The sequence below is a fragment of the Rhodoferax sp. genome, assembly GCF_018780565.1.
GTDB lineage: Bacteria > Pseudomonadota > Gammaproteobacteria > Burkholderiales > Burkholderiaceae_C > Rhodoferax.
Map to the genome: position 1 here is coordinate 174,660 of NZ_JADMJN010000010.1, position 20,844 is coordinate 195,503.

Here is a 20,844-nt window from a genome sequence, read left to right on the forward strand (position 1 = left end):
AAGTCCACCTGGGCCTGCGACAATCCACACCCTATGAAGCCTACTTACATTTTGACTTTGTCGTGCCCGGACCGACTGGGTCTGGTCCACGCGGTATCGGGGTTTTTGCTGGAGCGCGGGGGCAACATCGAAGAAGCAGCCCAGTACAACGACGTGGATACCGGCCTGTTTTTCATGCGCGTGCAGTTTGCCTGCTCGCAGCTGACGCACGAGGATCTGACGACACAACTCACCTGGTTTGCGCAACCCTTCGAGATGCAGTGGAGCCTGCACGCCCGGGCGCAGCCGATGCGCACCGTGATCATGGTCAGCAAGGAAGGCCATTGCCTCAATGACCTGCTGTTTCGCTGGAAAAGCGGCCTGCTGCCGCTGGACATCCGCGCCATCATCTCCAACCACCGCGAGTTTTACCAGCTGGCCGCCAGCTACAACGTCCCCTTTCACCACCTGCCGGTGACAGCCGCCACCAAGGCGCAAGCCGAGGCCAAGCAGTACGAGATCATTCAGGCCGAAGAAGCTGAACTGGTGGTGCTAGCCCGTTATATGCAAGTCCTGAGCGACGACCTGTGCAAAAAACTGTCGGGCCGCGCCATCAACATCCACCACTCGTTTCTACCCAGTTTCAAGGGGGCCAAGCCCTACTACCAGGCACATGACCGGGGCGTGAAGCTGATTGGCGCCACGGCCCATTACGTGACCGCCGACCTCGACGAAGGCCCCATCATCGAGCAGGACGTGGCGCGAGTGGATCACAGCAAAACCGTGGAAGACCTGACCACCTTAGGCCGTGATACCGAGAGCCAGGTACTGGCCCGCGCGGTGAAATGGCACGGCGAACACCGTGTGCTGATCAACGGCCACAAGACCGTTATTTTCAAGTAGCGGACGGCCGCTGCTTGTACTTGGCCGGGCGTTTTTCCAGGAACGCCTTGAAGGCTTCCTGCGCATCGGACGTCATGGCTGCCTGCGCCATCAATTCCCCCGCGACCGCATAGGCCTGGTCCTGCGGCAAGCCGATCTGCTGATAGAAACCCTGTTTGCCCATGGCTTTGGACAAGGCGCTGCCACGGGTGGCGCGGGTGATCAGATCCAGCGTCGCGGCATCCAGCTGGTCCGCCGGCACGGCCCGGTTGATCAAGCCCCAGTCGGCGGCGGTGGCGGCATCAATGGCATCCCCCGTGAGGGCCATTTCCAACGCCCGTTTGCGGCTCAGGCTGCGCGCCACGGCCACCAGCGGCGTGTGACAAAACAGACCGGCCTTGCCACCCGGAATGGCAAAAGAAGCGGTATCGGCCGCAATGGCCAGATCGCAGGAGGCCACCAGCTGGCAACCCGCCGCCGTGGCCAACGCATGCACTTTCGCAATCACCGGCTGCGGCATGGCCTGCACGGCATTCATCATCTCGGTGCAGGCACCGAACAGCTCACGCGCTTGCTCCAGCGTAGCATCCACCATGTCGCCAAAGTTATGCCCTGCACTGAACACCGGGCCATTGGCCGCCAGGATCACCCCCAGGGCGTCGCTCCGGCCCACCTCGCGAAGAGCCTGCGTCAGCTCCAGCATCATGGGCATGGCCAAGGCATTGCGCTTTTCCGGGCGATTCAAGGTGATGGTGCTTATCGCACCATTGGACGAAATCAACAGGTGTTCGTAGTTCATCCAAATATTGTGGCAGATGCGCCCAGCCTAGCGCTGACTGGCCATTTCCTCGCCCAGCTGAATGGCTCCGCCAGGCGCCCATGCCGGATTGAATTGCACCGGCCCCTTCGGGAACAGCATCACCACCGTGGAGCCCAGCAAAAAGCGTCCCATCTCCTGGCCCTGCGCCAACAGCAGGGGTGTTTCGTCATAGCGCCACTCCCGCACCGCACGGCTGCGCGGCGGGTTCACCACGCCATGCCACGCAGTGGCCATGCTGCCCACGATGGTGGCCCCCACCAGCACCAGCACGAACGGACCGCGCGCTGACTCAAAAACGCACACCACGCGTTCATTGCGCGCAAACAGACCGGGCACGCCGCGCGCGGTGGTCGGGTTGACTGAAAACAAGGCGCCCGGCACATAGATCATCCGGGTCAGGCGTCCGTCGCAAGGCATGTGGATGCGGTGGTAATCCTTGGGGCTCAAATACAGCGTGGCAAAGCTTCCATTCTGAAAGCGGGCCGCCAGTGCCGTATCACCACCCACCAATGCGGCAGTGGAATAACTGTGCCCTTTGGCCTGGAATATCTGGTCCTGTTCAATCAGGCCAAACTGGCTGATCGCACCATCAACGGGGCAAATCAGGTCGGCGCGCGCCAAGGGCCGGGCACCCTGCTTCAAAGCACGTGTGAAAAATTCGTTGAAGGTGGGGTAACTGGCAGGGTCCGGATTGGCCGCTTCCGCCATGTTGACGCCGTAGCGTCGCACAAACCATTCAATCAGGCGCGTGGTCAGGTGTCCGCCACGGGCCGAGGCAATCCGCCCGGCCAGGGCCGTCAAGGCCTGCTTGGGAATCACATATTGCGGCAGCACGGCAAGACGGTCGGACATGGATGGCTACCTGAGTTGAGAATGGGCGGGATTGTACCCAGCGCATCGCGGTGCCTGCGGTGTAACAATGTCAGCATGACCGCCGCCCGCATCCCCCCGATTCAATGCCTGCTGACTTTCGAGGCCCTGGCGCGCCTGCGAAGCGTGACCCAGACCTCCGAAGAACTGTGCGTCACCCCCAGTGCCGTGAGCCACCGCGTCAAGCAGCTCGAACAGATCATTGGCACCAAGCTGTTCGGGCGGGCCGATTTCTCGCTCACCACCGAGGGCATCGAGTACCTGGCCCATGTGCGCGAGGGGCTCGCCATGCTGGAAAAATTCCCGACCTCGGCCATGGCACCGGGCAAGCGCAAGCTGCGTCTGGCCGTCACGCCCACGTTTGCACGCTCCATCCTGCTGCCGCGCCTGCGCCAATTCACCGACGCCTACCCCGAGATCGATCTCACCCTGCAGGTGTCCATCCCCTTGCTGGACGTGGTGGCGGAAGACGCCGACCTGATCATCCGTTTTGGCAGCGGCCGCTATGCCGACATGGAACACGTATGCCTGATCAAGGACGAGGTCACACCGCTGGCATCGCCCGCCTACGTGCGCGAACACGGCCCTTTTGTGGTACCGCAAGACCTGGAGGGCGAAAGCTTCCTGCGCAGCCCGCTGGAGCCTTGGCGCACCTGGTTTGCTGCCAACCAGCTGGACTGGCCCGAGCCTGTGGACGGCTCGCAGTTCAATGACATCGGCCTGCTTTGCGACGGTGCAGCGGCAGGCATGGGCGTGGCGCTGGTGCGTCTGAAGCTGGGTGCCCCCTGGCTGGAGGATGGCTCCCTTGTACGGCTGTACGACCTCAATGTGCCCAGTCCCCATGCGCATTACCTGTGCTGGCGCACCGGCATGATGGACCGCTGGGAATGCGCGGCATTTGCGGAATGGCTGAAAAAGAGCGTTCTGTAGGTCACCGCTTTTCACGTGTGCTTGCAAAATTCCTCACGCCAGCCAGCGCCGCTTCGCCCTACAGTTGACCTACTCCCATCACGCACGCCGGATACGCCCATGAACGCACCCGCTTCTCCTGAACAGCAGGAATTGCTACAAAGAACAGAGCGACAAGCCCAGATAGTCAAAGGGCTGGAGGCCATTTTGCCTTCACATGCATTACTCTGGAACAAAGAAGACACGACGCCCTACGAATGCGACGGGCTGACGGCCTACCGGCAGCGACCGCTGGTGGTGGCCTTGCCGGAAACCCTGGAGCAAGTGCAGGCCGTGCTGCGCACCTGCCACGCCCTGGATGTGCCGGTCGTGGCGCGCGGCGCTGGCACGGGCTTGTCGGGCGGGGCCATGCCACACCGCCTGGGTGTCACGCTGTCGCTGGCCAAGTTCAACAAAATCCTGAAGGTCGACCCCGCAAGCCGTACCGCTGTGGTGCAATGCGGCGTGCGCAACCTGGCCATCAGCGAAGCCGCCGCAACCCATGGTCTGTACTACGCACCCGACCCTTCCAGTCAGATCGCCTGCACCATTGGCGGCAACGTAGCCGAGAACTCGGGCGGCGTGCACTGCCTTAAATATGGGCTGACCCTGCACAACGTGCTCAAGGTCAAGGGCTTCACGATGGAGGGCGAGGCCATCGAGTTCGGCTCCGACGCGCTGGATGCCCCCGGTTTTGATTGCCTGAGCATCGTCATCGGCTCTGAGGGCATGCTGGCCGTGACCACAGAAGTGACGGTCAAGCTGGTGCCCCAACCGCAGCTGGCGCGCTGCATCATGGCCAGCTTTGACGACGTTCGCAAAGCCGGTGACGCAGTAGCGGCCGTGATTGCCGCCGGCATCATCCCCGCCGGTCTGGAAATGATGGACAAGCCCATGACTGCCGCCGTGGAGGACTACGTGCACGCAGGCTATGACCTGAACGCCGAAGCCATTCTGCTGTGTGAGAGCGACGGCACGCCGGAAGAGGTGGAAGAAGAAATTGGCCGTATGACCGATGTGCTGCGCCATCACGGCGCCACCGCCATCGCTGTCAGCCGGGACGAAGCCGAGCGGCTGAAGTTCTGGAGCGGGCGCAAAAACGCCTTTCCCGCCAGCGGCCGTATCAGCCCGGACTACATGTGCATGGATTCCACCATTCCGCGCAAGCGCGTGGCCGACATCCTGCTGGCCATCCAGGAAATGGAAAAGAAGTACCAACTGCGCTGCGCCAACGTATTCCATGCCGGCGACGGCAACCTGCACCCACTGATTCTGTTCGATGCCAACGACCCCGACCAGCTGCACCGCTGCGAACTGTTTGGTGCCGAGATTCTGGAAACGAGCGTGGCCATGGGCGGTACCGTCACCGGCGAGCACGGCGTGGGCGTGGAGAAACTCAACTCCATGTGCGTGCAATTTTCTGCCGCGGAAAACGAGCAAATGTTTGCCATCAAGCGGGCGTTTGACCCCAAGGGCCTGCTCAACCCCGGCAAGGTGATTCCAACCCTGCAGCGCTGCGTCGAATATGGCAAAAAGCTGGTGCGTGGCGGGGCCCAGTCGCACCCGGATTTGCCCCGGTTTTGACGCGGTATGAACGGATTGCGCGGACTGGCCTGGCTGCTGGCACTGCAGTCTATCGGTGAGCTGCTGGCCCGTGGCCTGGCCCTCCCGTTTCCGGGCCCGGTAATCGGCATGATCCTGTTGTTGTTCGCCCTGCGGTGGCCCGGTGTGCGCGAGCCGGTCGCGGCCTGCGCCAACTTCCTGCTGTCGCACCTCTCCCTGCTGTTTGTTCCGGTGGGCGTGGGGGTAATTACCCATCTGGGGCTGTTAGGTCAATATGGCGGGCGCATGTTGATGGTCGTCATCCTGTCCACCTGGATCGGCTTGGCCGTTACAGCCTTGACGCTGCACCTGCTCCGAAGAAAAGACGATGCCCAAGTTCGTTGAACTCTGGGTCTACCTTTCGGCCACGCCTTTGTTTGGCCTGACCGCCACGCTGGTGGTTTATGTGCTGGCCCAAGCCGTCTATGCCCAGTTGCAGAAGGCACCCTGGGCCAACCCGGTACTGTGGACCGTGATCGTGCTGGCCGGCATGTTGCTGGCCACCAAAGTGGACTACCCCACCTACTTTGCAGGCGCGCAGTTCATCCACTTTTTACTCGGCCCCGCCGTGGTGGCGCTGGCCTGGCCGCTGTGGGAGCGCCGCGCCGAACTGCGCGAGCGCTGGCGTTTGCTGCTCGTGGCAGCGCTTCTAGGCGGCACTGCCGCAAGCGGCACGGCCCTGGCCTTGGGTTGGATGATCGGATTGCCTACCGATGTGGTGCTATCGCTCGCGCCCAAATCGGTTACCGCGCCGGTGGCCATGGGCATTGCCGACAAGATTGGCGGCATTCCCGCCCTGGCCGCGGTGTTTGCGGTGATCACCGGCCTGGTGGGCGCACTGAGCGGCAAATACCTGTTCAGCGCACTCAAAATCCCGACCACATCGTCCGGCTGGATGGCTCGCGGCTTTGCCCTGGGTACGGCCTCCCACGGCCTTGGGGCAGCGCGGGCGCTGCAAGTCAATGCGGATGCAGGCGCCTACGCCGGGCTGGCGCTGGGTCTGCAAGTGGTGCTGGCCTCGCTGCTGATTCCGCTGGTGTTTCGATGGCTTTAGACGCTAGTGCCGCGTCATGCGTTGACCCGGCTCGTCATCAGCCATCACTTCTTCGGCCCACACCGCCAGCTTGCCCGCATCGGCACGCAGCACTTCCTGCTTAACCGCCAGGATTTGCGCCGGATGCATGGAAAAGCTGCGCAAGCCCATGCCCAGCAGCAAGCGGGTCAGGGTGGTGTCACCCGCCATTTCGCCACACACGCTGACCTCCTTGCCCTGGGCCTGCGCTTCGGCAATGGTGCCCGCCACCAGGCGAAGCACGGCAGGGTGCAGGGGATCGTACAGGTGCGCCACGGATTCATCGGCACGATCGATGGCCAGGGTGTACTGGATCAGGTCGTTGGTGCCAATGGACAGGAAATCGAAATATTTCAAAAACACCTTGAGCGTGAGCGCGGCGGCGGGAATCTCGATCATGGCGCCGATCTTGACCGCGCCGTAGGCAATGCCGCGGTTGTCCAGCTCAGCCCGGGCATGGTCAATCAGGGCCAGCGTCTGGCGTATTTCACTGGCATGGACCAGCATGGGAATCAGCAACTTGGCCTGCCCGTGGGCCGCAGCACGCAAAATGGCGCGCAACTGAGTGAGGAACATGGCCGGGTCGGCCAGGCTCCAGCGAATGGCGCGCAAGCCCAGGGCCGGGTTCAAGTGTGCTTCGTCCTGCAGGGATTTGTCCAGCGGCTTGTCCGCCCCCACATCCACCGTGCGAATCGTCACCGGCAAGCCCTGCATGCCTTCGATGGCGCGCTTGTAGGCCTGGTACTGCTCCTCTTCATTGGGCAGCTTGCCCTGGCGCCCCATGAACAGAAATTCGCTGCGAAACAGACCCACGCCCACCGCGCCGGCCTTGACCGCACTCAAGGCGTCTTCAGGCATCTCGATGTTGGCCAGCAATTCAATCTTTTGCCCGTCCATGGTGACCGCCGGGGTGTGTAGCAGCCGGGTCAGACGCCCGCGCTCCAATTCAAGCTGACGCTGCTTGAAACCGTACTCCGCCAGAATGATGGGGGAAGGATCCACCACCACCACGCCCGCATCTCCGTCAATAATGACCCAATCGTCCTGACGCACCAGCTGGCTGCTCACGCGGGCGCCCACGACAGCCGGGATGTCCATGCTGCGCGCCACAATGGCCGTGTGCGAGGTCTTGCCCCCCACATCGGTGATAAAACCGGCAAACACGCTTTTCTTGAACTGCAGCATGTCGGCCGGCGACAGGTCATGCGCAATCAGGATCAACGGGACATCCACCGTGTCATCAAGCAGCAGGTCTTGCTGTGAGGTCCGGCTGGCACGGACTGGCGCCACCACCGGGGAGGCAACGCCCTTCATGGCACGCAGCACCTTCTCAACGATTTGTTCCAGGTCGGCCTTGCGCTCCCGCAGGTACTCATCCTCCATTTCGTCAAACTGGCGCGCGATCACCTCCAGCTGCGTGGTCAGCGCCCACTCGGCGTTGTACAGCCGATCGGTAATCCAGTGCTTGACGCCACCCACCAGTTCCTCATCCTGCAACAGCATCAGGTGCACGTCCAGCAAGGCGCTCAGTTCATGGGGTGCCTCCTTCGGCCCCATATGTGCAATGCTGGCTTGCAGCCGCTGGATTTCCTCCACCACCGTATTGCGCCCCAGGCGAACCCGGTCGATCTCGGCGTCCACCCGCGAGGGTTCGATGAAATAGTGCGCAACATCAACCCGGCTTGAAGCCACCAGCACGGCACGCCCGATGGCGATGCCGCGGGCAACCGCAAGACCGTGGATGGCGAATGTCACTCACCTTCTCCAAACTTGTCGGCAATCAGTGCCAGCAGGGCCTCCATGGCTTCCTGCTCGCGCTCACCATCCGTGTCAATCTCAACCGTCGTGCCAATGCCTGCCGCCAGCATCATCACGCCCATAATGCTCTTGGCGTTGACGCGCCGCTCGCCCTTGGCGATCCAGATCTCGCACGGGAAACTCCCGGCCAGCTTGGTCAGCTTGGCAGACGCCCGCGCATGCAGGCCCAGCTTATTGTTGATGGTAGTGGTTGTCTTGATCATTGCTTCTTTTTACCTGATTTTGAGGGGCTGTGACCGCCACCTGCATAACTCCCTGCGTACCACCAGCCAAGGCCCGTGCGATCAGCGCATCCAGCGACTCGCGTCGATAGGTGACTGTACGCAGCAGCATGGGCAAATTGACCCCTGCGATCAATTTTGAATTCAAGCCGTCAACCAGCTTCTGCGCCACATTGCAGGGGGTGGCGCCAAAGACGTCGGTCAGCACCAGCGTCTGAGGCGTGTTGAGCAAGGCCAGGGCCTGCGCCACGCTGGCCAGCGTCTCTTCGGGCGGTACGTTGGGCTGTACATCAAACGCAGCCACGCCCGGCGCATCATCGGGAAAGACATGCAACACACACTGGCGCAGAGCACTGGCCAATGGAGCATGAGCGATGATGAGAATGCCGTTGTTCATAAGGTCCTTAGCACTTCGACGCATTATGGCTTTTTGCTGTCAGAAAATAGGCATACGCCGCGATGCAGCACAGTAAAAATACCCCCATCGCCAACTGGAAGGCCGCAATCTCCGTACAGCCCAATGCCTTGGCGCCATCGATCGCCAGACCAATACCCCACTGGACTGTAAAAACCCCGGCAAATATCAGCAGGTTGTAAGCCGAAAGCGCGCGACCGGCCAGTGAAGGTGAAAAGGCCATGCCCACCGCCGGCTGCGCCAGGGAAACAAAGGTGCAACTCACACAATACAAGGCCCACAGGGCCCCCGACCCCGTCGACAAATCATCGGATGCTCCTATAATAATAGCAAGCAAGACAAAACTGACTGGCAGACCCAGCGCGATGAGGCGATCCGCATGAATGCCGCGCCGGGTCAGCCACGGGTTCACCATGCCCCAGGTCCAGAAAGTAAGCAACATGGCCACATTGATCCAGAACAAACCGGTGGCCGCCTGAAGCGGACTGTAGCCCGCCACTTTGATCATCCAGGGCGCCGCCCACAGCGTCTGCATGGCGACCAATCCGCCATAGCAAAAAAATCCCAGCGGGGCCATTTTGCGGAAATAGGGGTGCCGCCAGACCTCGGCATAACTGGCATTGACCGGGGCCTCATCCTGCGTCGCAGGCACCGTGGCATGCCATTGGGGCACCTTCCAGGCTATCAGCACCATGGCGCCCAGCACCAGCACCGCCAAGGCCACAAACAAGGCTCGCCAGCCCACGAGGGGCATCAACCACTGCACGGGCAAGGTGGAAGCCACCATGCCCAGGGAACCGGTCATCAGCATCCAGGAGTTCGCTCGCATCTGTGCGGTGGCCGCAAACCAGCGCCGGTAGCCGGTCAAGGGCGCCATCAGGCAGGCACTGACACCCACGCCACACAAAATTCGTGCCGCCAGGAGACCTGAAAAACTGGTGGCCAAAGAGAATGCCACACAGCCCAGCACTGCGGCGGCCAGGAAATAAAGAATGACTTTCCTGGGGCCATGACGGTCCAGCCACGTGCCCAAGGGCAGCTGGGTCGCGGCGAATCCCAAAAAATACCCGCCCGCCAACAAGCCCAGATCGCGCGCATTGAGTGCAAATTCGGCGGTCAGCGTGGGGGATAAGGTGGCGGTGATCGCCCGGATCAGGGCGGAGAGGAAGTAAGCGAATGCAAAAGCGAGAAACACCACAATGCAGTCACGCCGGGACAAAGTATTCATGGAAATCGCAGACCCGAAAAGAAGGTGTCTGACTCAGCCGGCTTGGCAACGTCAGCATACACCAGCGCCTGAAAAACCAGCGTACCCGCAGCGAACCATACCAGTTGTACAGCTACAGGCGACCCATCGGCCCGGCTGCCGCGGGCCTGAACCTGTACCGACTGGGGCCAAGGGTTGGCACCTTTGATCACAAAGGGGGCTTCGCTTGATGACTGCGCCCGCATCGTGGCCAGTGTGGCGATTCTCCACTGGGCCAGCGCGGCACCAGCGCTGGCTGCGTCCTTGACATCGGCGTAGGCCAGGGCAAACATGGCCCCACCGGCCTCGCATCCCAGCATGGCAATCGTGGTTTCCCGATCAGCCATACGCACCACGCGCGATGCCTGATCGGGTTTGCACGGAAACAGGGAGGCCAGGGGTACGCTGCCGGGCGGGATGTCCCGCCAATTGAAGGTCGGACTGCAGGCCCACAGGAGGTAAGAAATGCAGGACAGGACAAGGAACCGGTAATAGCGCATGGATCGATTATCAGTTTTGATCAAAAGGGCTGTGCACAACGGTAAGTATGGGTTTTAATCCGAAGGCACACAACGTTGACAGAGGTTACCGTGACATCAGACAGCCGTTACTCCAGCACCCTGCCTTCTGCCCTGGATCAGGACAGGTCTGGCAAGGACCCCCGTTCAGCGTCCGAAGAAGGGGCCAGCGCCGACTACGCAGTGGCAGGAGCCATTGGGGCACAACTCGATGCGCCCCTGACCGTCATGCGCCGGGCCATCAATGCCTTTACGGCATCGGGTACGCTCACGCCGCTGCAGGTAAAGCCCATCAGCGACGCACTGGATGCTGCCCACAAAATTGCACTGCAAAGCCAGTTGCTGCTGAAAGTAGCGGGCGGGCGATTGCGCCAGTCGCATGAACAGTTGAACCTGGATTCGGTCGTCAAGCGGGCCCTGGAGGAACACGCCGCGCTGCTCAAACAACGTGGTGTCGAGGTTTTCAGAAGCATCAAGTCCGTGGCCGTGATTGTTGACCTGGACCTCGTCACCAGCCTGGTCGGCGCCGCGATCGACTATGCCGCGGCCCCCGGCAGACATCTTCTGGTGTCGCTTGACGTGAAGAACTGGCCGGCCCACGCTGTCTTGATGCTCAAAACCACACGTGCCGTGGTATCGGGTCACAGCAAACCTGATGCGGAACTTGCACCAGAGCCCCTGGAATGGCATCTGGTGATCGAGATTGCAAAAGCCATTGGCGTCACGGTGGATCGACTCAAGTCAGCAGAAGAGACGCTGGTCATGATCGAATTTCCGCGCACCGTTCGTGAAATAGATGGCCTGACCGCCACCGAGGTCGACCTGGGCGCCGAGTCATGGATGAGCAGCCAGTCACGCGCACTGGCAGGTCACCGGGCTCTGATCGTCACCAGCGACATCCCCCTGCGCGAAGATATCAAACTGATCTGCAAAGGCATGGGCCTGATCGTGGACACGGTGCCATCGTCCATGATGGCGGTGCGCTTTTGCGAAATGGAGAGGCCGCAATTGATCATCGTCGACGAGAGATTCAAGGATGAAAAATTTGACGAACTGCGCAAAGACCTGTTGCGCATCGAGCCGAATTTCCCATTTGTCGAGATTGGCTACGACAACAACACCCTGTCCATGGCGAGCTGGATGAGTGAAAACATGACCCGGGTCAGCCGGGACGACCTGAGTGCGCAATTGCCGCAAGCCCTTACCCTGGAGCTTGCCAAGATTATTTGAGAGCCCGAGCAGCGCTCGCACACCTCGGGCCAATACAGACGCAGCGCTAATTGCCCAAAGCTCCAAACACTTTTTTCAGCAGGGCGCTGCCGGTACCTACAGGATCCTGGCGGATTTTCTTCTCTTCCTCGCCAATCATCAGGTAGAGACCGTCCAGTGATTTGCCTGTCACGTACTGCTGGATGTTGGCGTCTTCCTTTTTCATCATGCCGAACTCAACGGCCCGCCCAGCCACCTGGTTGTATTTTTCCGCCAGCCCAACCTTGGCCGTGGCCTTGGTGACGATCGGCAAGAACTTGACGCCGAGAGGCGCGCGCGTTTTCTCGGAAAAAAAGTTGGTCACGGAGGTCTCACCACCCGCCAGGATTTTCTTAGCATCAGTCACATTCATGGACTTGACGGCACCCACCAACAAATCTTTCGCCATCGGTACAGCGGCCTCTGCGGCACGGTTCATAGAGGTTACAAGCTCGTCGATGCGAGCACCCTGCCCCAAGGTCCTGAGCAATTTGGAAGCATCCTCCAGATACCGGGGCAAAGGAATTCGAACTTTTTCGTTGCCAAGGAATCCATCTGTTTTGCCCAACAGGTTGACCGCTGCGATAGCTCCCTTCTCCAGCGCAGCCTTCAAGCCTTGTGAGGCTTCGGCATTGCTCAGATCATTGATCGAAAGTGCAAGGGCTTGCTGTTGCGCAAACATGATCACGGTCGCCAGCAGGGGCACCGGAATGGAATTAAACTGTCGACGATCCATGGACGCACCTTTGAAATGAAACGAAGTCTCTATCTTGCCGTAGCCGTGACGGTTTTGGCAATCAGTTTAGGCGTGTACCTTAACTCGGGCGTCTCCACGGCACCGCAATCCACTTTCGTCATGCTTGATGGATCGCAAAAAAATACCTCAGATTTCAAAGGGAAGGTGATGCTGGTGAACTTCTGGGCAACCAGTTGCACCACCTGCGTGGCCGAGATGCCCAACATAGTCAAGACGCACGAAAAATTCAAGTCTCGTGGCTTTGACACGATCGCCGTCGCCATGCGTTACGACCCACCCAGCTATGTCGTGAATTTTGCACAGACCCGCAAACTTCCTTTCCAGGTGGCCATTGACAATACGGGCAATGTCGCCAAGGCTTGGGGTGAAGTACAACTCACCCCGACGACCTATCTTGTTAACAAGCAAGGAAATATCGTCAAACGGTATGTCGGCGAGCCTAACTTCGTCGAGCTGCACGCACTCATTGAGAAGTTGTTGACCGAAGTCTAGAAGGCACAAGGCCTTCAAACATGCCGCGATGCACGGTTTGTGAAATCTTCCGATAGACTGTTCGCACCTTGTCTTCGCAGCCTTCGATATTGAAAAGTCCATCGGTTCGGTTCTTAACCCCAACTTCCTCGTCGGAACTCGATGCCCTGCGCGGTATTTTTCGCGAATATGCTGACAGTCTGGCAGTCGATTTGTGCTTTCAGGGCTTCGAGGCTGAACTCGCCTCATTGCCTGGCGAATATGCAGAGCCACGTGGCGCCTTGTTGATGGCGCTGGTCAATGAAGAAGTGGCGGGGTGCTGCGCTTTGCGCCCACTGGATAACGTCGACTACATCAACGCTTGCGAGATGAAAAGACTTTATGTACGCCCCTTGTTTCGCAAATCAGGCCTCGGACGACAGTTGGCTGAGGCCATTCTGGATCAGGCACGTCTTGCGGGCTACAACAGCGTTTTACTGGACACACTGGACGACATGGAAAGCGCTCGGGCACTCTATGAGGAATTGGGCTTTTCAGAAATCCCCCCCTACTATCACAACCCGATTGAGGGTGCGCACTATCTCAAAGTGGATCTTTAGCCGTTGTCGCCACCAGGACGACAACGGCAACCTTGATCCAAGGTGCCTCAGTGCTTAGGCTTTCGCTTGCGCGAGCAAGGTAGCGGCGTCACTAACCTCGAATTTTCCCGGGCCTTCAATGTTAAGGGCTGCAACTTTGCCATCCTTGATCAACATGGAATAGCGATTACTACGCAATCCCATTCCACGACCCGTCAGGTCCAGCGTCAGGCCTGTGGCCTTGGTGAAGGCGGCATCGCCGTCACCAAGCATGCGGACCTTGCCATCGGTTTTTTGATCCCTAGCCCAGGCGCCCATGACGAACGCGTCATTGACACTCACACACCAGATTTCATCAACGCCAGCGGCTTTCAGTTCGTCATAGTTTTGAATGTACCCAGGAACGTGCTTGGCTGAACATGTTGGCGTGAAGGCGCCTGGAAGCGCAAACAAGGCAATGGTTTTTCCCGCGCTGGCTTTCGCGACGTCAACCGGGTTGGGGCCAATGCTGCAGCCACCACCTTCGACTTCCGAGAACTCCATCAGGGTGGTTGCGGGAACGCTGTCGCCTACTTTGATCATTTAATGCTCCTGAAATAGTTGATTTGAATTCACCAATGAAAACGGCTCACATTGTGAGCCGTTTTTGCGAATCCTGCAGTCTTGGGACTGCAAAGACTTAAACCGCTGCCGCCTTTTGAACCAAGCGGGTAGCAACCCAGTTCTTGGTTTTGGAGATGGGTCGGCTTTCGGTGATTTCGATGACATCACCCAACTTGTACTCGCCCTTTTCGTCATGGGCGTGGTACTTGCTGGACTTGCCAACGATCTTGCCGTAAAGCTCATGCTTGACACGGCGCTCGATCAGCACTGTGACTGTCTTGGCACGCTTGTCGCTGACCACCTTGCCAACCAAGGTGCGCTTGAGGGATTTTTTAGCTTCCGTCATTTATCGCTCCTTATTTGGCGGATTTTTCAGCGCTTTGCTTCTCGACAAGAATCGTCTTGGCGCGAGCAATATCGCGGCGCGCAGAGCGCAGCGTAGCGGTGTTAGTGAGTTGTTGCGTGGCTTTTTGCATGCGCAGGCCAAAGTGTGCTTTTTGCAGTTCTTTGACTTCAGCTTGCAGGCCTGCAACGTCTTTTTGGCGTAGTTCAGTAGTTTTCATATCATTTTCTCCTGATTACTGGCCGATCATGCGGGCAACGAATGTGGTTCGCAAAGGCAGTTTGGCAGCTGCCAAACGAAACGCTTCACGAGCCAGCTCTTCCGGCACTCCCACGATCTCAAACACGATCTTGCCTGGCTGGATTTCAGCCACGTAGTATTCGGGATTGCCTTTACCGTTACCCATACGCACTTCAGCAGGCTTTTGGGAAATCGGCTTGTCGGGGAACACACGGATCCAGATACGACCACCACGCTTCACGTGACGGGAAATCGCACGACGTGCGGCTTCAATCTGACGGGCCGTCAAGCGACCACGGTCTGTGCATTTGAGACCGAAGTCACCGAATGCGACCGAGCTGCCTCGGGTCGCGATACCGGTGTTACGGCCTTTTTGCTCTTTGCGATATTTGCGACGAGCGGGTTGCAACATAATTATTCTCCTTTGCCGTCAGCTGCTGCAGCTGGCGCGGCTACCTTGCGGACGCGCTTAACGGCGGGTTTATTTGCGTCGGCACCAATGGCCTCGGCGGGCTTGTCGCTGCCATCGGCAGGTGCCGTGTTTCCACCCAAGGGCGGACGACGTGCACCACGAGGCGCAGGACGATCCGTACCAGGACGGGCATCACGACGCGGTCCACGTGGACGACGGTCTTCTTCAGCACGGGGCTCAACGGCGGCAGGCAGGTCGTTACGACCCAAAGTATCGCCTTTGTAGACCCAGACCTTGACACCAATGATGCCGTAGGTTGTTTTGGCTTCGGAAGTACCGTAATCGATATCGGCACGCAGTGTATGAAGCGGCACGCGACCTTCGCGATACCATTCACAACGCGCAATTTCGATACCGTTCAGACGACCGGACGACATGATCTTGATGCCCAGGGCACCCAGACGCATGGCGTTTTGCATGGCACGCTTCATGGCACGACGGAACATGATCCGCTTTTCCAATTGCTGCGTGATGCTGTCGGCGATCAGCTTGGCATCGATTTCAGGCTTGCGCACTTCTTCGATGTTGACGGCTACCGGAACGCCCAATTGACGGCCCAGTTCACGCTTCAAGTTCTCGATATCCTCGCCTTTTTTGCCGATCACAACGCCCGGACGTGCCGAGAAAATCGTAATACGGGCATTCTTGGCAGGACGCTCGATGAGAATACGCGACACAGAGGCGTTTTTCAGCTTGGCTTTCAGGTACTCACGCACCTTGATGTCTTCAGCCAGCATGCCCGCGAAATCACGGTCATTGGCGTACCAGCGAGAGGACCAGTTGCGGCTAATCGACAGGCGAAAACCGGTTGGGTGGATTTTTTGTCCCATATCTTCCAGGCCTCTTTCAGTTACCAACCGTCACGTACACATGGCACGTGGGTTTTCTGATTTGGTTGCCGCGACCTTTTGCGCGGGCCGTGAAGCGCTTGAGCGAGGCGCCCTGTTCGACAAAGATGGTTTTCACCTTCAGCTCGTCGATATCAGCACCGTCGTTATGCTCAGCGTTGGCGATAGCGGACTCCAGAACCTTCTTGATGATCACAGCAGCTTTTTTCTGTGTGAATTGCAAAATGTTCAGGGCTTGATCCACTTTCTTGCCGCGAATCAAATCCGCGACCAAACGGCCTTTATCGACCGACAAACGAACGCCACGAAGGGTTGCACGTGTTTCCATGATCACCTCCTTATTTCTTTTGGACTTTTTTGTCCGCTGGATGGCCCTTGAAAGTACGGGTGAGCGCGAACTCTCCCAACTTATGGCCAACCATTTGATCGGTGATATAGACCGGCACGTGCTGTTTGCCGTTGTGCACCGCGATGGTCAAGCCGATGAACTCGGGCAGGATCATAGAGCGACGCGACCAGGTCTTAATCGGCTTTTTGTCTTTGGTGGCAACGGCTTTATCAGCCTTCACTACCAAATGTTGGTCAACAAATGGACCTTTTTTGAGAGAACGAGTCATTTACCTTCCCCTTACTTCTTGCGACGCGACACGATCATGACCTGCGTGCGCTTGTTGTTACGGGTACGGTAACCCTTGGTCAGATTACCCCAAGGATCGACTGGATGACGGCCTTCGCCTGTCTTGCCTTCGCCGCCGCCATGAGGGTGATCCACCGGATTCATGACCACACCACGAACTGTCGGACGAATGCCCTTCCAGCGCTTGGCGCCAGCCTTGCCGAGCCGGCGCAGGCTGTGCTCTTCGTTGGCAACTTGGCCAAGGGTCGCACGGCATTCGATGTGGATCTTGCGAACCTCACCAGAGCGCATACGCACCTGAGCGTAGATGCCTTCGCGCGCCAGCAAGGTGGCCGACGTACCAGCGGAACGCACAATTTGTGCGCCCTTGCCGATTTGCAGCTCAATGCAGTGCACGATGGAGCCCACCGGGATGTTGCGAATTGGCAATGTGTTGCCAACACGAATCGGAGCTTCCGCGCCACTCATGATGGTTGCACCTACCTCAAGACCACGGGGGGCAATGATGTAGGTACGCTCGCCGTCGGCGTAGCACACCAAGGCAATATGAGCCGAACGGTTAGGGTCGTACTCAATACGCTCGACCTTGGCCGGAATGCCATCCTTGTTGCGCTTGAAATCCACAACACGGTAGTGATGCTTATGGCCACCACCTTTGTGACGGGTCGTGATGTGACCATTGTTGTTGCGCCCAGCATGCTGGAACTGGGGTTCCAGCAATGGCGCGTAGGGCTCACCCTTGAACAGATGGTCACGCGAAATCTTCACCACGCCACGACGGCCTGGGGAAGTTGGTTTCATTTTGATAACAGCCATGATTACGCAGCCTCCCCACCGAGGTTAAGCTCTTGGCCAGGCTTCAGCGTCACATAGGCCTTGCGAACATTGTCGCGACGACCCACCGATTTGCCGAAACGCTTGGTCTTGCCTTTTGTGTTTACCACTGACACGCCCTTGACTTCGACCTTGAACATCAACTCCACTGCGGCTTTGATTTCATATTTGGTCGCATCTTGCAGCACCTTAAAAGTCACCGCATTGCTCTTTTCAGCAACCATCGTTGCCTTTTCAGACACGATAGGCGCCACGAGCACCTGCATCAAGCGACCTTCGTCAAACTTGGAAAGATTTGGTCCGTGACTCATGCGAACATCTCCTTGAGTTGATCCATGGCAGCCTTGGTAACCAGCACTTTGCGATAGTGAACCAGGGAAACCGGATCAGCATAACGCGGCTCAACCACCAGGATGTTCACCAGATTGCGGGACGCCAGGTACAGATTCTCATCCACCTCGTCTGCAATCACCAACACTGAATCAAGATTCATCGCCTTGAACTTGGCGGCAAGCGGCTTGGTTTTGGGTGACTCAACCTTGAGGGAGTCAACCACTGCCAAACGGCCTTCGCGAGCCAATTGCGAGAAAATGGAGGCCATACCGGCACGGTACATTTTCTTGTTGATTTTCTGAGTGAAGTTCTCATCAGGCATATTCGGGAAAATCCGACCGCCTCCACGCCACAAAGGCGAGGAAGTCATACCCGCACGAGCGCGACCAGTTCCCTTTTGTTTAAAAGGCTTCTTGGTCGAGTGCTTGACCTGTTCACGATCTTTCTGCGCACGGGTGCCTTGGCGAGCATTCGCCTGGAAGGCAACCACAACCTGGTGCACCAGATCTTCGTTGTAAGCACGACCAAAAACGGTCTCAGGAGCCTCGTATTTCGAAGTAGCCTGACCTTGGTCATTCAGGAGTTCGAGCTGCATCAGTTCGCTCCTTTCGTGTCGGCATTTTTAGCCTTGACTTTGACTGCCGGGCGAACGGTCACAAAACCGCCAGCCGACCCCGGGATTGCACCCTTGATGAGAAGGAGTTGACGCGCTTCATCAATACGAATCACGTCAAGATTCTGGGTCGTGACCAAGTCATCACCCAAATGCCCCGTCATGCGTTTGCCAGGAAACACACGACCAGGATCTTGCGCCATACCAATGGAACCAGGAACATTGTGCGAACGGCTGTTACCGTGCGATGCCCGCTGCGAACTCATATGGTGACGCTTGATGGTACCGGCATAGCCCTTACCAATGGTCGTACCCTGCACATCCACCTTTTGACCCACAGCAAATACAGCAGAAACTGGCACTGTTGCGCCAGCTTTGTACTGCGCAGCTGCGTCAGCGGTAATGCGGAATTCAGAAATGATTTCACCTGCCTCGACACCTGCTTTGGCAAGGTGTCCGGCGATTGGCTTTGTGACACGCGAAGCTTTGCGCGCGCCAAATGTTACCTGCAAGGCAACATAGCCGTCATTCTCTTGAGTTTTGACCTGGGTCACTCGGTTGTTAGACACATCTACCACCGTGACAGGGATTGCATCCCCCTCATCGGTGAATAGGCGCATCATGCCCACCTTGCGGCCCAGCAACCCTAAGCGATTGCTAAGACTCATTATTTTCTCCGTAACTCCCACCGCCGCAACTTCAATTGGCTACGACGTTTTGATGTGAGAGACTGTTAATAAAACCCCATGGAAAATGCAAGGCATCCTCCACAGAGCCTGCGAGTATATCCCGAACCGCGCTTTCGCGCAAGTCGATCGATACTCGACGATTTAAAGAGCCCCGACTTGCGCCGGAACCCCTTGGGACTTACTGCAGCTTGATCTCAACATCAACGCCAGCTGGCAAATCAAGCTTCATCAACGCATCAACAGTTTTATCTGTTGGGTCAACGATGTCCATCAGACGCTGGTGTGTACGGATTTCAAACTGGTCGCGACTCGTCTTGTTGACGTGGGGTGAACGCAGAATGTCGAAACGCTTCATGCGGGTTGGCAAAGGCACGGGACCTTTGACAATCGCGCCAGTGCGCTTGGCCGTATCCACAATCTCAGCGGCCGACTGGTCGATGAGTTTGTAGTCAAAAGCCTTCAGACGAATGCGGATTTTTTGTTTGGTAGCCATGTTGATTCCTTGTAATTCGGTTAATTAGCGCGAATTACGCGATGATTTTGGCAACCACACCAGCGCCGACAGTCTTGCCGCCTTCGCGGATCGCGAAGCGCAGACCTTCTTCCATGGCGATCGGGTTGATCAGCTTCACAGTGATCGACACGTTGTCACCAGGCATCACCATCTCTTTGCCTTCTGGCAACTCGATCGCTCCGGTCACGTCCGTGGTACGGAAGTAGAACTGGGGACGGTAGTTGTTGAAGAACGGGGTGTGACGGCCGCCTTCGTCTTTCGACAAAACGTAGATCTCACCGGTGAAGTGGGTGTGGGGCTTGATGGAGCCGGGCTTGCACAGCACTTGGCCGCGCTGCACGTCTTCGCGCTTGGTGCCGCGCAGCAGGATGCCGACGTTGTCGCCCGCTTGACCTTGGTCCAGCAGCTTGCGGAACATTTCCACGCCGGTGCAGGTGGTCTTCTGGGTGTCAGCGATACCGACGATTTCGATTTCTTCGCCGACTTTGACGATGCCGCGCTCAACGCGACCGGTCACCACGGTACCACGACCAGAGATGGAGAAGACGTCTTCCACAGGCATCAGGAAGGCACCGTCCACTGCACGCTCGGGCAGGGGGATGTAGGTGTCCAGGGCATCCGCCAGCTTCATGATGGCTTCTTCACCCAGGGGACCTTTGTCGCCTTCGAGGGCGAGTTTGGCGGAGCCATGGATGATGGGGGTGTCGTCACCAGGGAAATCGTATTTGTCGAGGAGCTCGCGCACTTCCATTTCAACGAGTTCGAGCAGTTCGGCGTCGTCCACCATGTCGCACTTGTTCAGGAACACGATGATGTAAGGCACGCCGACCTGGCGCGCCAGCAGGATGTGCTCGCGGGTCTGGGGCATGGGGCCGTCAGCTGCGGAGCAGACCAGAATGGCGCCGTCCATCTGGGCTGCGCCGGTGATCATGTTCTTCACATAGTCGGCGTGCCCGGGGCAGTCGACGTGAGCGTAGTGGCGGTTGGCCGTTTCGTACTCGACGTGGGCGGTGTTGATGGTAATGCCGCGTGCTTTTTCTTCAGGAGCCGCGTCGATCTGGTCATAGGCCTTGGCCTGACCGCCGAACTTGGCCGCCAGGATCGTGGTGATGGCCGCTGTCAGCGTCGTTTTACCGTGGTCGACGTGACCAATCGTGCCCACATTGACGTGGGGCTTGGTACGTGTGAATTTTTCTTTTCCCATTTTTCAATTCTCCAAAGAGCAGGTTCCCGTGTATTGGTTTAATGTTTGCACGATGTTGCTGATTCGCCC

General features: G+C 58.3%; 29 protein-coding genes. 8 read left to right on the forward strand and 21 right to left on the reverse strand.

Features of this window, described 5'->3' with window-relative positions; all coding sequences use genetic code 11:
• Nucleotides 1–33: 33 nt before the first annotated feature.
• A complete protein-coding gene (purU, locus tag IV109_RS14810; protein ID WP_296697994.1) occupies nt 34–882 on the forward strand; it encodes a formyltetrahydrofolate deformylase in 849 nt (282 codons plus the stop codon).
• On the opposite strand, the gene IV109_RS14815 is transcribed toward purU, so the two are convergent.
• Complete coding sequence (locus tag IV109_RS14815; protein ID WP_296697997.1) at nt 875–1,660, reverse strand: enoyl-CoA hydratase-related protein; 786 nt, start codon at nt 1,658–1,660, stop codon at nt 875–877. The two genes, purU and IV109_RS14815, sit on opposite strands and share 8 nt — an antisense overlap.
• Nucleotides 1,661–1,687: 27 nt before the next feature.
• A complete protein-coding gene (gene asd / locus IV109_RS14820) occupies nt 1,688–2,533 on the reverse strand; it encodes an archaetidylserine decarboxylase (RefSeq protein WP_296698003.1) in 846 nt (281 codons plus the stop codon).
• Between the two features lie 75 nt (nt 2,534–2,608).
• Here asd and IV109_RS14825 point away from each other — a divergent pair, with 75 nt between their 5' ends.
• The 4 genes from IV109_RS14825 (at nt 2,609) to IV109_RS14840 (ending at nt 6,155) form a co-directional block, all read left to right on the forward strand.
• Nucleotides 2,609–3,481, forward strand: a complete 873-nt coding sequence (locus tag IV109_RS14825) for a LysR substrate-binding domain-containing protein (RefSeq protein WP_296698006.1) — start codon at nt 2,609–2,611, stop codon at nt 3,479–3,481.
• 99 nt (nt 3,482–3,580) lie between these two features.
• Nucleotides 3,581–5,083: an FAD-linked oxidase C-terminal domain-containing protein gene (locus tag IV109_RS14830; protein WP_296698010.1), complete on the forward strand. Its 1,503-nt coding sequence runs from the start codon at nt 3,581–3,583 to the stop codon at nt 5,081–5,083.
• Nucleotides 5,084–5,089: 6 nt separating this feature from the next.
• Nucleotides 5,090–5,446, forward strand: coding sequence for a CidA/LrgA family protein (locus tag IV109_RS14835; protein ID WP_296698013.1), 357 nt, complete (start codon nt 5,090–5,092; stop codon nt 5,444–5,446).
• Nucleotides 5,430–6,155: an LrgB family protein gene (locus IV109_RS14840; protein ID WP_296698015.1), complete on the forward strand. Its 726-nt coding sequence runs from the start codon at nt 5,430–5,432 to the stop codon at nt 6,153–6,155. The genes IV109_RS14835 and IV109_RS14840 overlap by 17 nt, the downstream gene beginning before the upstream one ends.
• Nucleotides 6,156–6,158: 3 nt before the next feature.
• Here the strand turns inward: IV109_RS14840 and ptsP are convergent, their stop codons facing one another.
• Genes ptsP through IV109_RS14865 form a run of 5 tightly spaced genes read right to left on the reverse strand, consistent with a single transcriptional unit; the run spans nt 6,159 to nt 10,373 of the window.
• On the reverse strand, nt 6,159–7,928 hold the full coding sequence (gene ptsP, locus IV109_RS14845; protein WP_296698017.1) for a phosphoenolpyruvate--protein phosphotransferase: 1,770 nt from the start codon (nt 7,926–7,928) through the stop codon (nt 6,159–6,161).
• Nucleotides 7,925–8,194: an HPr family phosphocarrier protein gene (locus tag IV109_RS14850; protein ID WP_296698020.1), complete on the reverse strand. Its 270-nt coding sequence runs from the start codon at nt 8,192–8,194 to the stop codon at nt 7,925–7,927. Before IV109_RS14850 ends, ptsP begins: the two co-directional genes overlap by 4 nt.
• Nucleotides 8,163–8,609: a PTS fructose transporter subunit IIA gene (locus tag IV109_RS14855; protein ID WP_296698025.1), complete on the reverse strand. Its 447-nt coding sequence runs from the start codon at nt 8,607–8,609 to the stop codon at nt 8,163–8,165. Before IV109_RS14855 ends, IV109_RS14850 begins: the two co-directional genes overlap by 32 nt.
• A gap of 7 nt (nt 8,610–8,616) precedes the next feature.
• On the reverse strand, nt 8,617–9,855 hold the full coding sequence (locus IV109_RS14860) for an MFS transporter (protein WP_296698028.1): 1,239 nt from the start codon (nt 9,853–9,855) through the stop codon (nt 8,617–8,619).
• Entirely contained in the window at nt 9,852–10,373 is a 522-nt protein-coding gene (locus IV109_RS14865) for a hypothetical protein (protein ID WP_296698031.1), read from the reverse strand. The genes IV109_RS14860 and IV109_RS14865 overlap by 4 nt, the downstream gene beginning before the upstream one ends.
• 90 nt (nt 10,374–10,463) lie before the next feature.
• Between IV109_RS14865 and IV109_RS14870 the strand changes: the two genes are divergently transcribed.
• Complete coding sequence (locus IV109_RS14870) at nt 10,464–11,621, forward strand: hypothetical protein (RefSeq protein WP_296698034.1); 1,158 nt, start codon at nt 10,464–10,466, stop codon at nt 11,619–11,621.
• A 46-nt stretch (nt 11,622–11,667) separates the two neighbouring features.
• Here the strand turns inward: IV109_RS14870 and IV109_RS14875 are convergent, their stop codons facing one another.
• Nucleotides 11,668–12,375: a DUF4197 domain-containing protein gene (locus tag IV109_RS14875; protein WP_296698037.1), complete on the reverse strand. Its 708-nt coding sequence runs from the start codon at nt 12,373–12,375 to the stop codon at nt 11,668–11,670.
• Nucleotides 12,376–12,390: 15 nt separating this feature from the next.
• Between IV109_RS14875 and IV109_RS14880 the strand changes: the two genes are divergently transcribed.
• Nucleotides 12,391–12,888: a TlpA disulfide reductase family protein gene (locus IV109_RS14880; protein ID WP_296698040.1), complete on the forward strand. Its 498-nt coding sequence runs from the start codon at nt 12,391–12,393 to the stop codon at nt 12,886–12,888.
• 89 nt (nt 12,889–12,977) lie between these two features.
• The gene (locus IV109_RS14885; RefSeq protein ID WP_296698043.1) at nt 12,978–13,466 is read left to right on the forward strand and encodes a GNAT family N-acetyltransferase; all 489 of its coding nucleotides are present in this window, start codon (nt 12,978–12,980) and stop codon (nt 13,464–13,466) included.
• 54 nt (nt 13,467–13,520) lie between these two features.
• Here IV109_RS14885 and IV109_RS14890 read toward each other — a convergent pair whose 3' ends face one another.
• The 13 genes from IV109_RS14890 to tuf all read right to left on the reverse strand — a co-directional run bounded on the left by IV109_RS14890 (nt 13,521) and on the right by tuf (nt 20,775).
• A complete protein-coding gene (locus tag IV109_RS14890) occupies nt 13,521–14,027 on the reverse strand; it encodes a peroxiredoxin (protein WP_296698045.1) in 507 nt (168 codons plus the stop codon).
• A gap of 97 nt (nt 14,028–14,124) precedes the next feature.
• A complete protein-coding gene (rpsQ, locus tag IV109_RS14895) occupies nt 14,125–14,394 on the reverse strand; it encodes a 30S ribosomal protein S17 (RefSeq protein WP_296698047.1) in 270 nt (89 codons plus the stop codon).
• A 10-nt stretch (nt 14,395–14,404) separates the two neighbouring features.
• Nucleotides 14,405–14,611: a 50S ribosomal protein L29 gene (gene rpmC, locus IV109_RS14900; protein ID WP_296698050.1), complete on the reverse strand. Its 207-nt coding sequence runs from the start codon at nt 14,609–14,611 to the stop codon at nt 14,405–14,407.
• Nucleotides 14,612–14,626: 15 nt separating this feature from the next.
• Nucleotides 14,627–15,043 carry a 50S ribosomal protein L16 gene (gene rplP, locus IV109_RS14905; protein ID WP_029708121.1) on the reverse strand — a complete coding sequence of 139 codons (417 nt, stop codon included), beginning with the start codon at nt 15,041–15,043 and terminating at the stop codon, nt 14,627–14,629.
• 2 nt (nt 15,044–15,045) lie between these two features.
• Nucleotides 15,046–15,933 (reverse strand): 30S ribosomal protein S3, encoded by an 888-nt coding sequence (gene rpsC / locus IV109_RS14910; RefSeq protein ID WP_296698053.1) that lies wholly within the window; start codon nt 15,931–15,933, stop codon nt 15,046–15,048.
• Nucleotides 15,934–15,949: 16 nt separating this feature from the next.
• On the reverse strand, nt 15,950–16,282 hold the full coding sequence (rplV, locus tag IV109_RS14915; protein WP_296698554.1) for a 50S ribosomal protein L22: 333 nt from the start codon (nt 16,280–16,282) through the stop codon (nt 15,950–15,952).
• 7 nt (nt 16,283–16,289) lie between these two features.
• Nucleotides 16,290–16,568: a 30S ribosomal protein S19 gene (gene rpsS, locus IV109_RS14920; RefSeq protein WP_296698056.1), complete on the reverse strand. Its 279-nt coding sequence runs from the start codon at nt 16,566–16,568 to the stop codon at nt 16,290–16,292.
• A gap of 11 nt (nt 16,569–16,579) precedes the next feature.
• On the reverse strand, nt 16,580–17,404 hold the full coding sequence (gene rplB, locus IV109_RS14925; RefSeq protein ID WP_296698059.1) for a 50S ribosomal protein L2: 825 nt from the start codon (nt 17,402–17,404) through the stop codon (nt 16,580–16,582).
• Between the two features lie 2 nt (nt 17,405–17,406).
• Nucleotides 17,407–17,733, reverse strand: coding sequence for a 50S ribosomal protein L23 (gene rplW, locus IV109_RS14930; RefSeq protein WP_296698062.1), 327 nt, complete (start codon nt 17,731–17,733; stop codon nt 17,407–17,409).
• Nucleotides 17,730–18,350 carry a 50S ribosomal protein L4 gene (gene rplD / locus IV109_RS14935; protein ID WP_296698065.1) on the reverse strand — a complete coding sequence of 207 codons (621 nt, stop codon included), beginning with the start codon at nt 18,348–18,350 and terminating at the stop codon, nt 17,730–17,732. Before rplD ends, rplW begins: the two co-directional genes overlap by 4 nt.
• The gene (rplC, locus tag IV109_RS14940; RefSeq protein WP_296698068.1) at nt 18,350–19,036 is read right to left on the reverse strand and encodes a 50S ribosomal protein L3; all 687 of its coding nucleotides are present in this window, start codon (nt 19,034–19,036) and stop codon (nt 18,350–18,352) included. Before rplC ends, rplD begins: the two co-directional genes overlap by 1 nt.
• Nucleotides 19,037–19,235: 199 nt before the next feature.
• Nucleotides 19,236–19,550 carry a 30S ribosomal protein S10 gene (gene rpsJ / locus IV109_RS14945; RefSeq protein WP_028250951.1) on the reverse strand — a complete coding sequence of 105 codons (315 nt, stop codon included), beginning with the start codon at nt 19,548–19,550 and terminating at the stop codon, nt 19,236–19,238.
• A 34-nt stretch (nt 19,551–19,584) separates the two neighbouring features.
• Nucleotides 19,585–20,775, reverse strand: a complete 1,191-nt coding sequence (gene tuf / locus IV109_RS14950; RefSeq protein WP_296698071.1) for an elongation factor Tu — start codon at nt 20,773–20,775, stop codon at nt 19,585–19,587.
• Between the last annotated feature and the right edge of the window lie 69 nt (nt 20,776–20,844).

Excerpts from the sequence above, each read along its gene's own strand:
- rpmC (WP_296698050.1), bottom strand. The coding sequence starts at position 14,611 with ATGAAAACTACTGAACTACGCCAAAAAGACGTTGCAGGCCTGCAAGCT.
- IV109_RS14875 (WP_296698037.1), bottom strand. The coding sequence starts at position 12,375 with ATGGATCGTCGACAGTTTAATTCCATTCCGGTGCCCCTGCTGGCGACC.
- rpsJ (WP_028250951.1), bottom strand. The coding sequence starts at position 19,550 with ATGGCTACCAAACAAAAAATCCGCATTCGTCTGAAGGCTTTTGACTAC.
- rplP (WP_029708121.1), bottom strand. The coding sequence starts at position 15,043 with ATGTTGCAACCCGCTCGTCGCAAATATCGCAAAGAGCAAAAAGGCCGT.
- rplW (WP_296698062.1), bottom strand. The coding sequence starts at position 17,733 with ATGAGTCACGGACCAAATCTTTCCAAGTTTGACGAAGGTCGCTTGATG.
- IV109_RS14815 (WP_296697997.1), bottom strand. The coding sequence starts at position 1,660 with ATGAACTACGAACACCTGTTGATTTCGTCCAATGGTGCGATAAGCACC.
- IV109_RS14890 (WP_296698045.1), bottom strand. The coding sequence starts at position 14,027 with ATGATCAAAGTAGGCGACAGCGTTCCCGCAACCACCCTGATGGAGTTC.
- IV109_RS14830 (WP_296698010.1), top strand. The coding sequence starts at position 3,581 with ATGAACGCACCCGCTTCTCCTGAACAGCAGGAATTGCTACAAAGAACA.
- IV109_RS14835 (WP_296698013.1), top strand. The coding sequence starts at position 5,090 with ATGAACGGATTGCGCGGACTGGCCTGGCTGCTGGCACTGCAGTCTATC.
- tuf (WP_296698071.1), bottom strand. The coding sequence starts at position 20,775 with ATGGGAAAAGAAAAATTCACACGTACCAAGCCCCACGTCAATGTGGGC.
- IV109_RS14860 (WP_296698028.1), bottom strand. The coding sequence starts at position 9,855 with ATGAATACTTTGTCCCGGCGTGACTGCATTGTGGTGTTTCTCGCTTTT.
- rpsS (WP_296698056.1), bottom strand. The coding sequence starts at position 16,568 with ATGACTCGTTCTCTCAAAAAAGGTCCATTTGTTGACCAACATTTGGTA.
- IV109_RS14865 (WP_296698031.1), bottom strand. The coding sequence starts at position 10,373 with ATGCGCTATTACCGGTTCCTTGTCCTGTCCTGCATTTCTTACCTCCTG.
- IV109_RS14825 (WP_296698006.1), top strand. The coding sequence starts at position 2,609 with ATGACCGCCGCCCGCATCCCCCCGATTCAATGCCTGCTGACTTTCGAG.
- rpsC (WP_296698053.1), bottom strand. The coding sequence starts at position 15,933 with ATGGGACAAAAAATCCACCCAACCGGTTTTCGCCTGTCGATTAGCCGC.
- rpsQ (WP_296698047.1), bottom strand. The coding sequence starts at position 14,394 with ATGACGGAAGCTAAAAAATCCCTCAAGCGCACCTTGGTTGGCAAGGTG.
- rplC (WP_296698068.1), bottom strand. The coding sequence starts at position 19,036 with ATGAGTCTTAGCAATCGCTTAGGGTTGCTGGGCCGCAAGGTGGGCATG.
- rplB (WP_296698059.1), bottom strand. The coding sequence starts at position 17,404 with ATGGCTGTTATCAAAATGAAACCAACTTCCCCAGGCCGTCGTGGCGTG.
- IV109_RS14880 (WP_296698040.1), top strand. The coding sequence starts at position 12,391 with ATGAAACGAAGTCTCTATCTTGCCGTAGCCGTGACGGTTTTGGCAATC.
- asd (WP_296698003.1), bottom strand. The coding sequence starts at position 2,533 with ATGTCCGACCGTCTTGCCGTGCTGCCGCAATATGTGATTCCCAAGCAG.
- IV109_RS14855 (WP_296698025.1), bottom strand. The coding sequence starts at position 8,609 with ATGAACAACGGCATTCTCATCATCGCTCATGCTCCATTGGCCAGTGCT.
- purU (WP_296697994.1), top strand. The coding sequence starts at position 34 with ATGAAGCCTACTTACATTTTGACTTTGTCGTGCCCGGACCGACTGGGT.
- IV109_RS14840 (WP_296698015.1), top strand. The coding sequence starts at position 5,430 with ATGCCCAAGTTCGTTGAACTCTGGGTCTACCTTTCGGCCACGCCTTTG.
- IV109_RS14850 (WP_296698020.1), bottom strand. The coding sequence starts at position 8,194 with ATGATCAAGACAACCACTACCATCAACAATAAGCTGGGCCTGCATGCG.
- rplD (WP_296698065.1), bottom strand. The coding sequence starts at position 18,350 with ATGCAGCTCGAACTCCTGAATGACCAAGGTCAGGCTACTTCGAAATAC.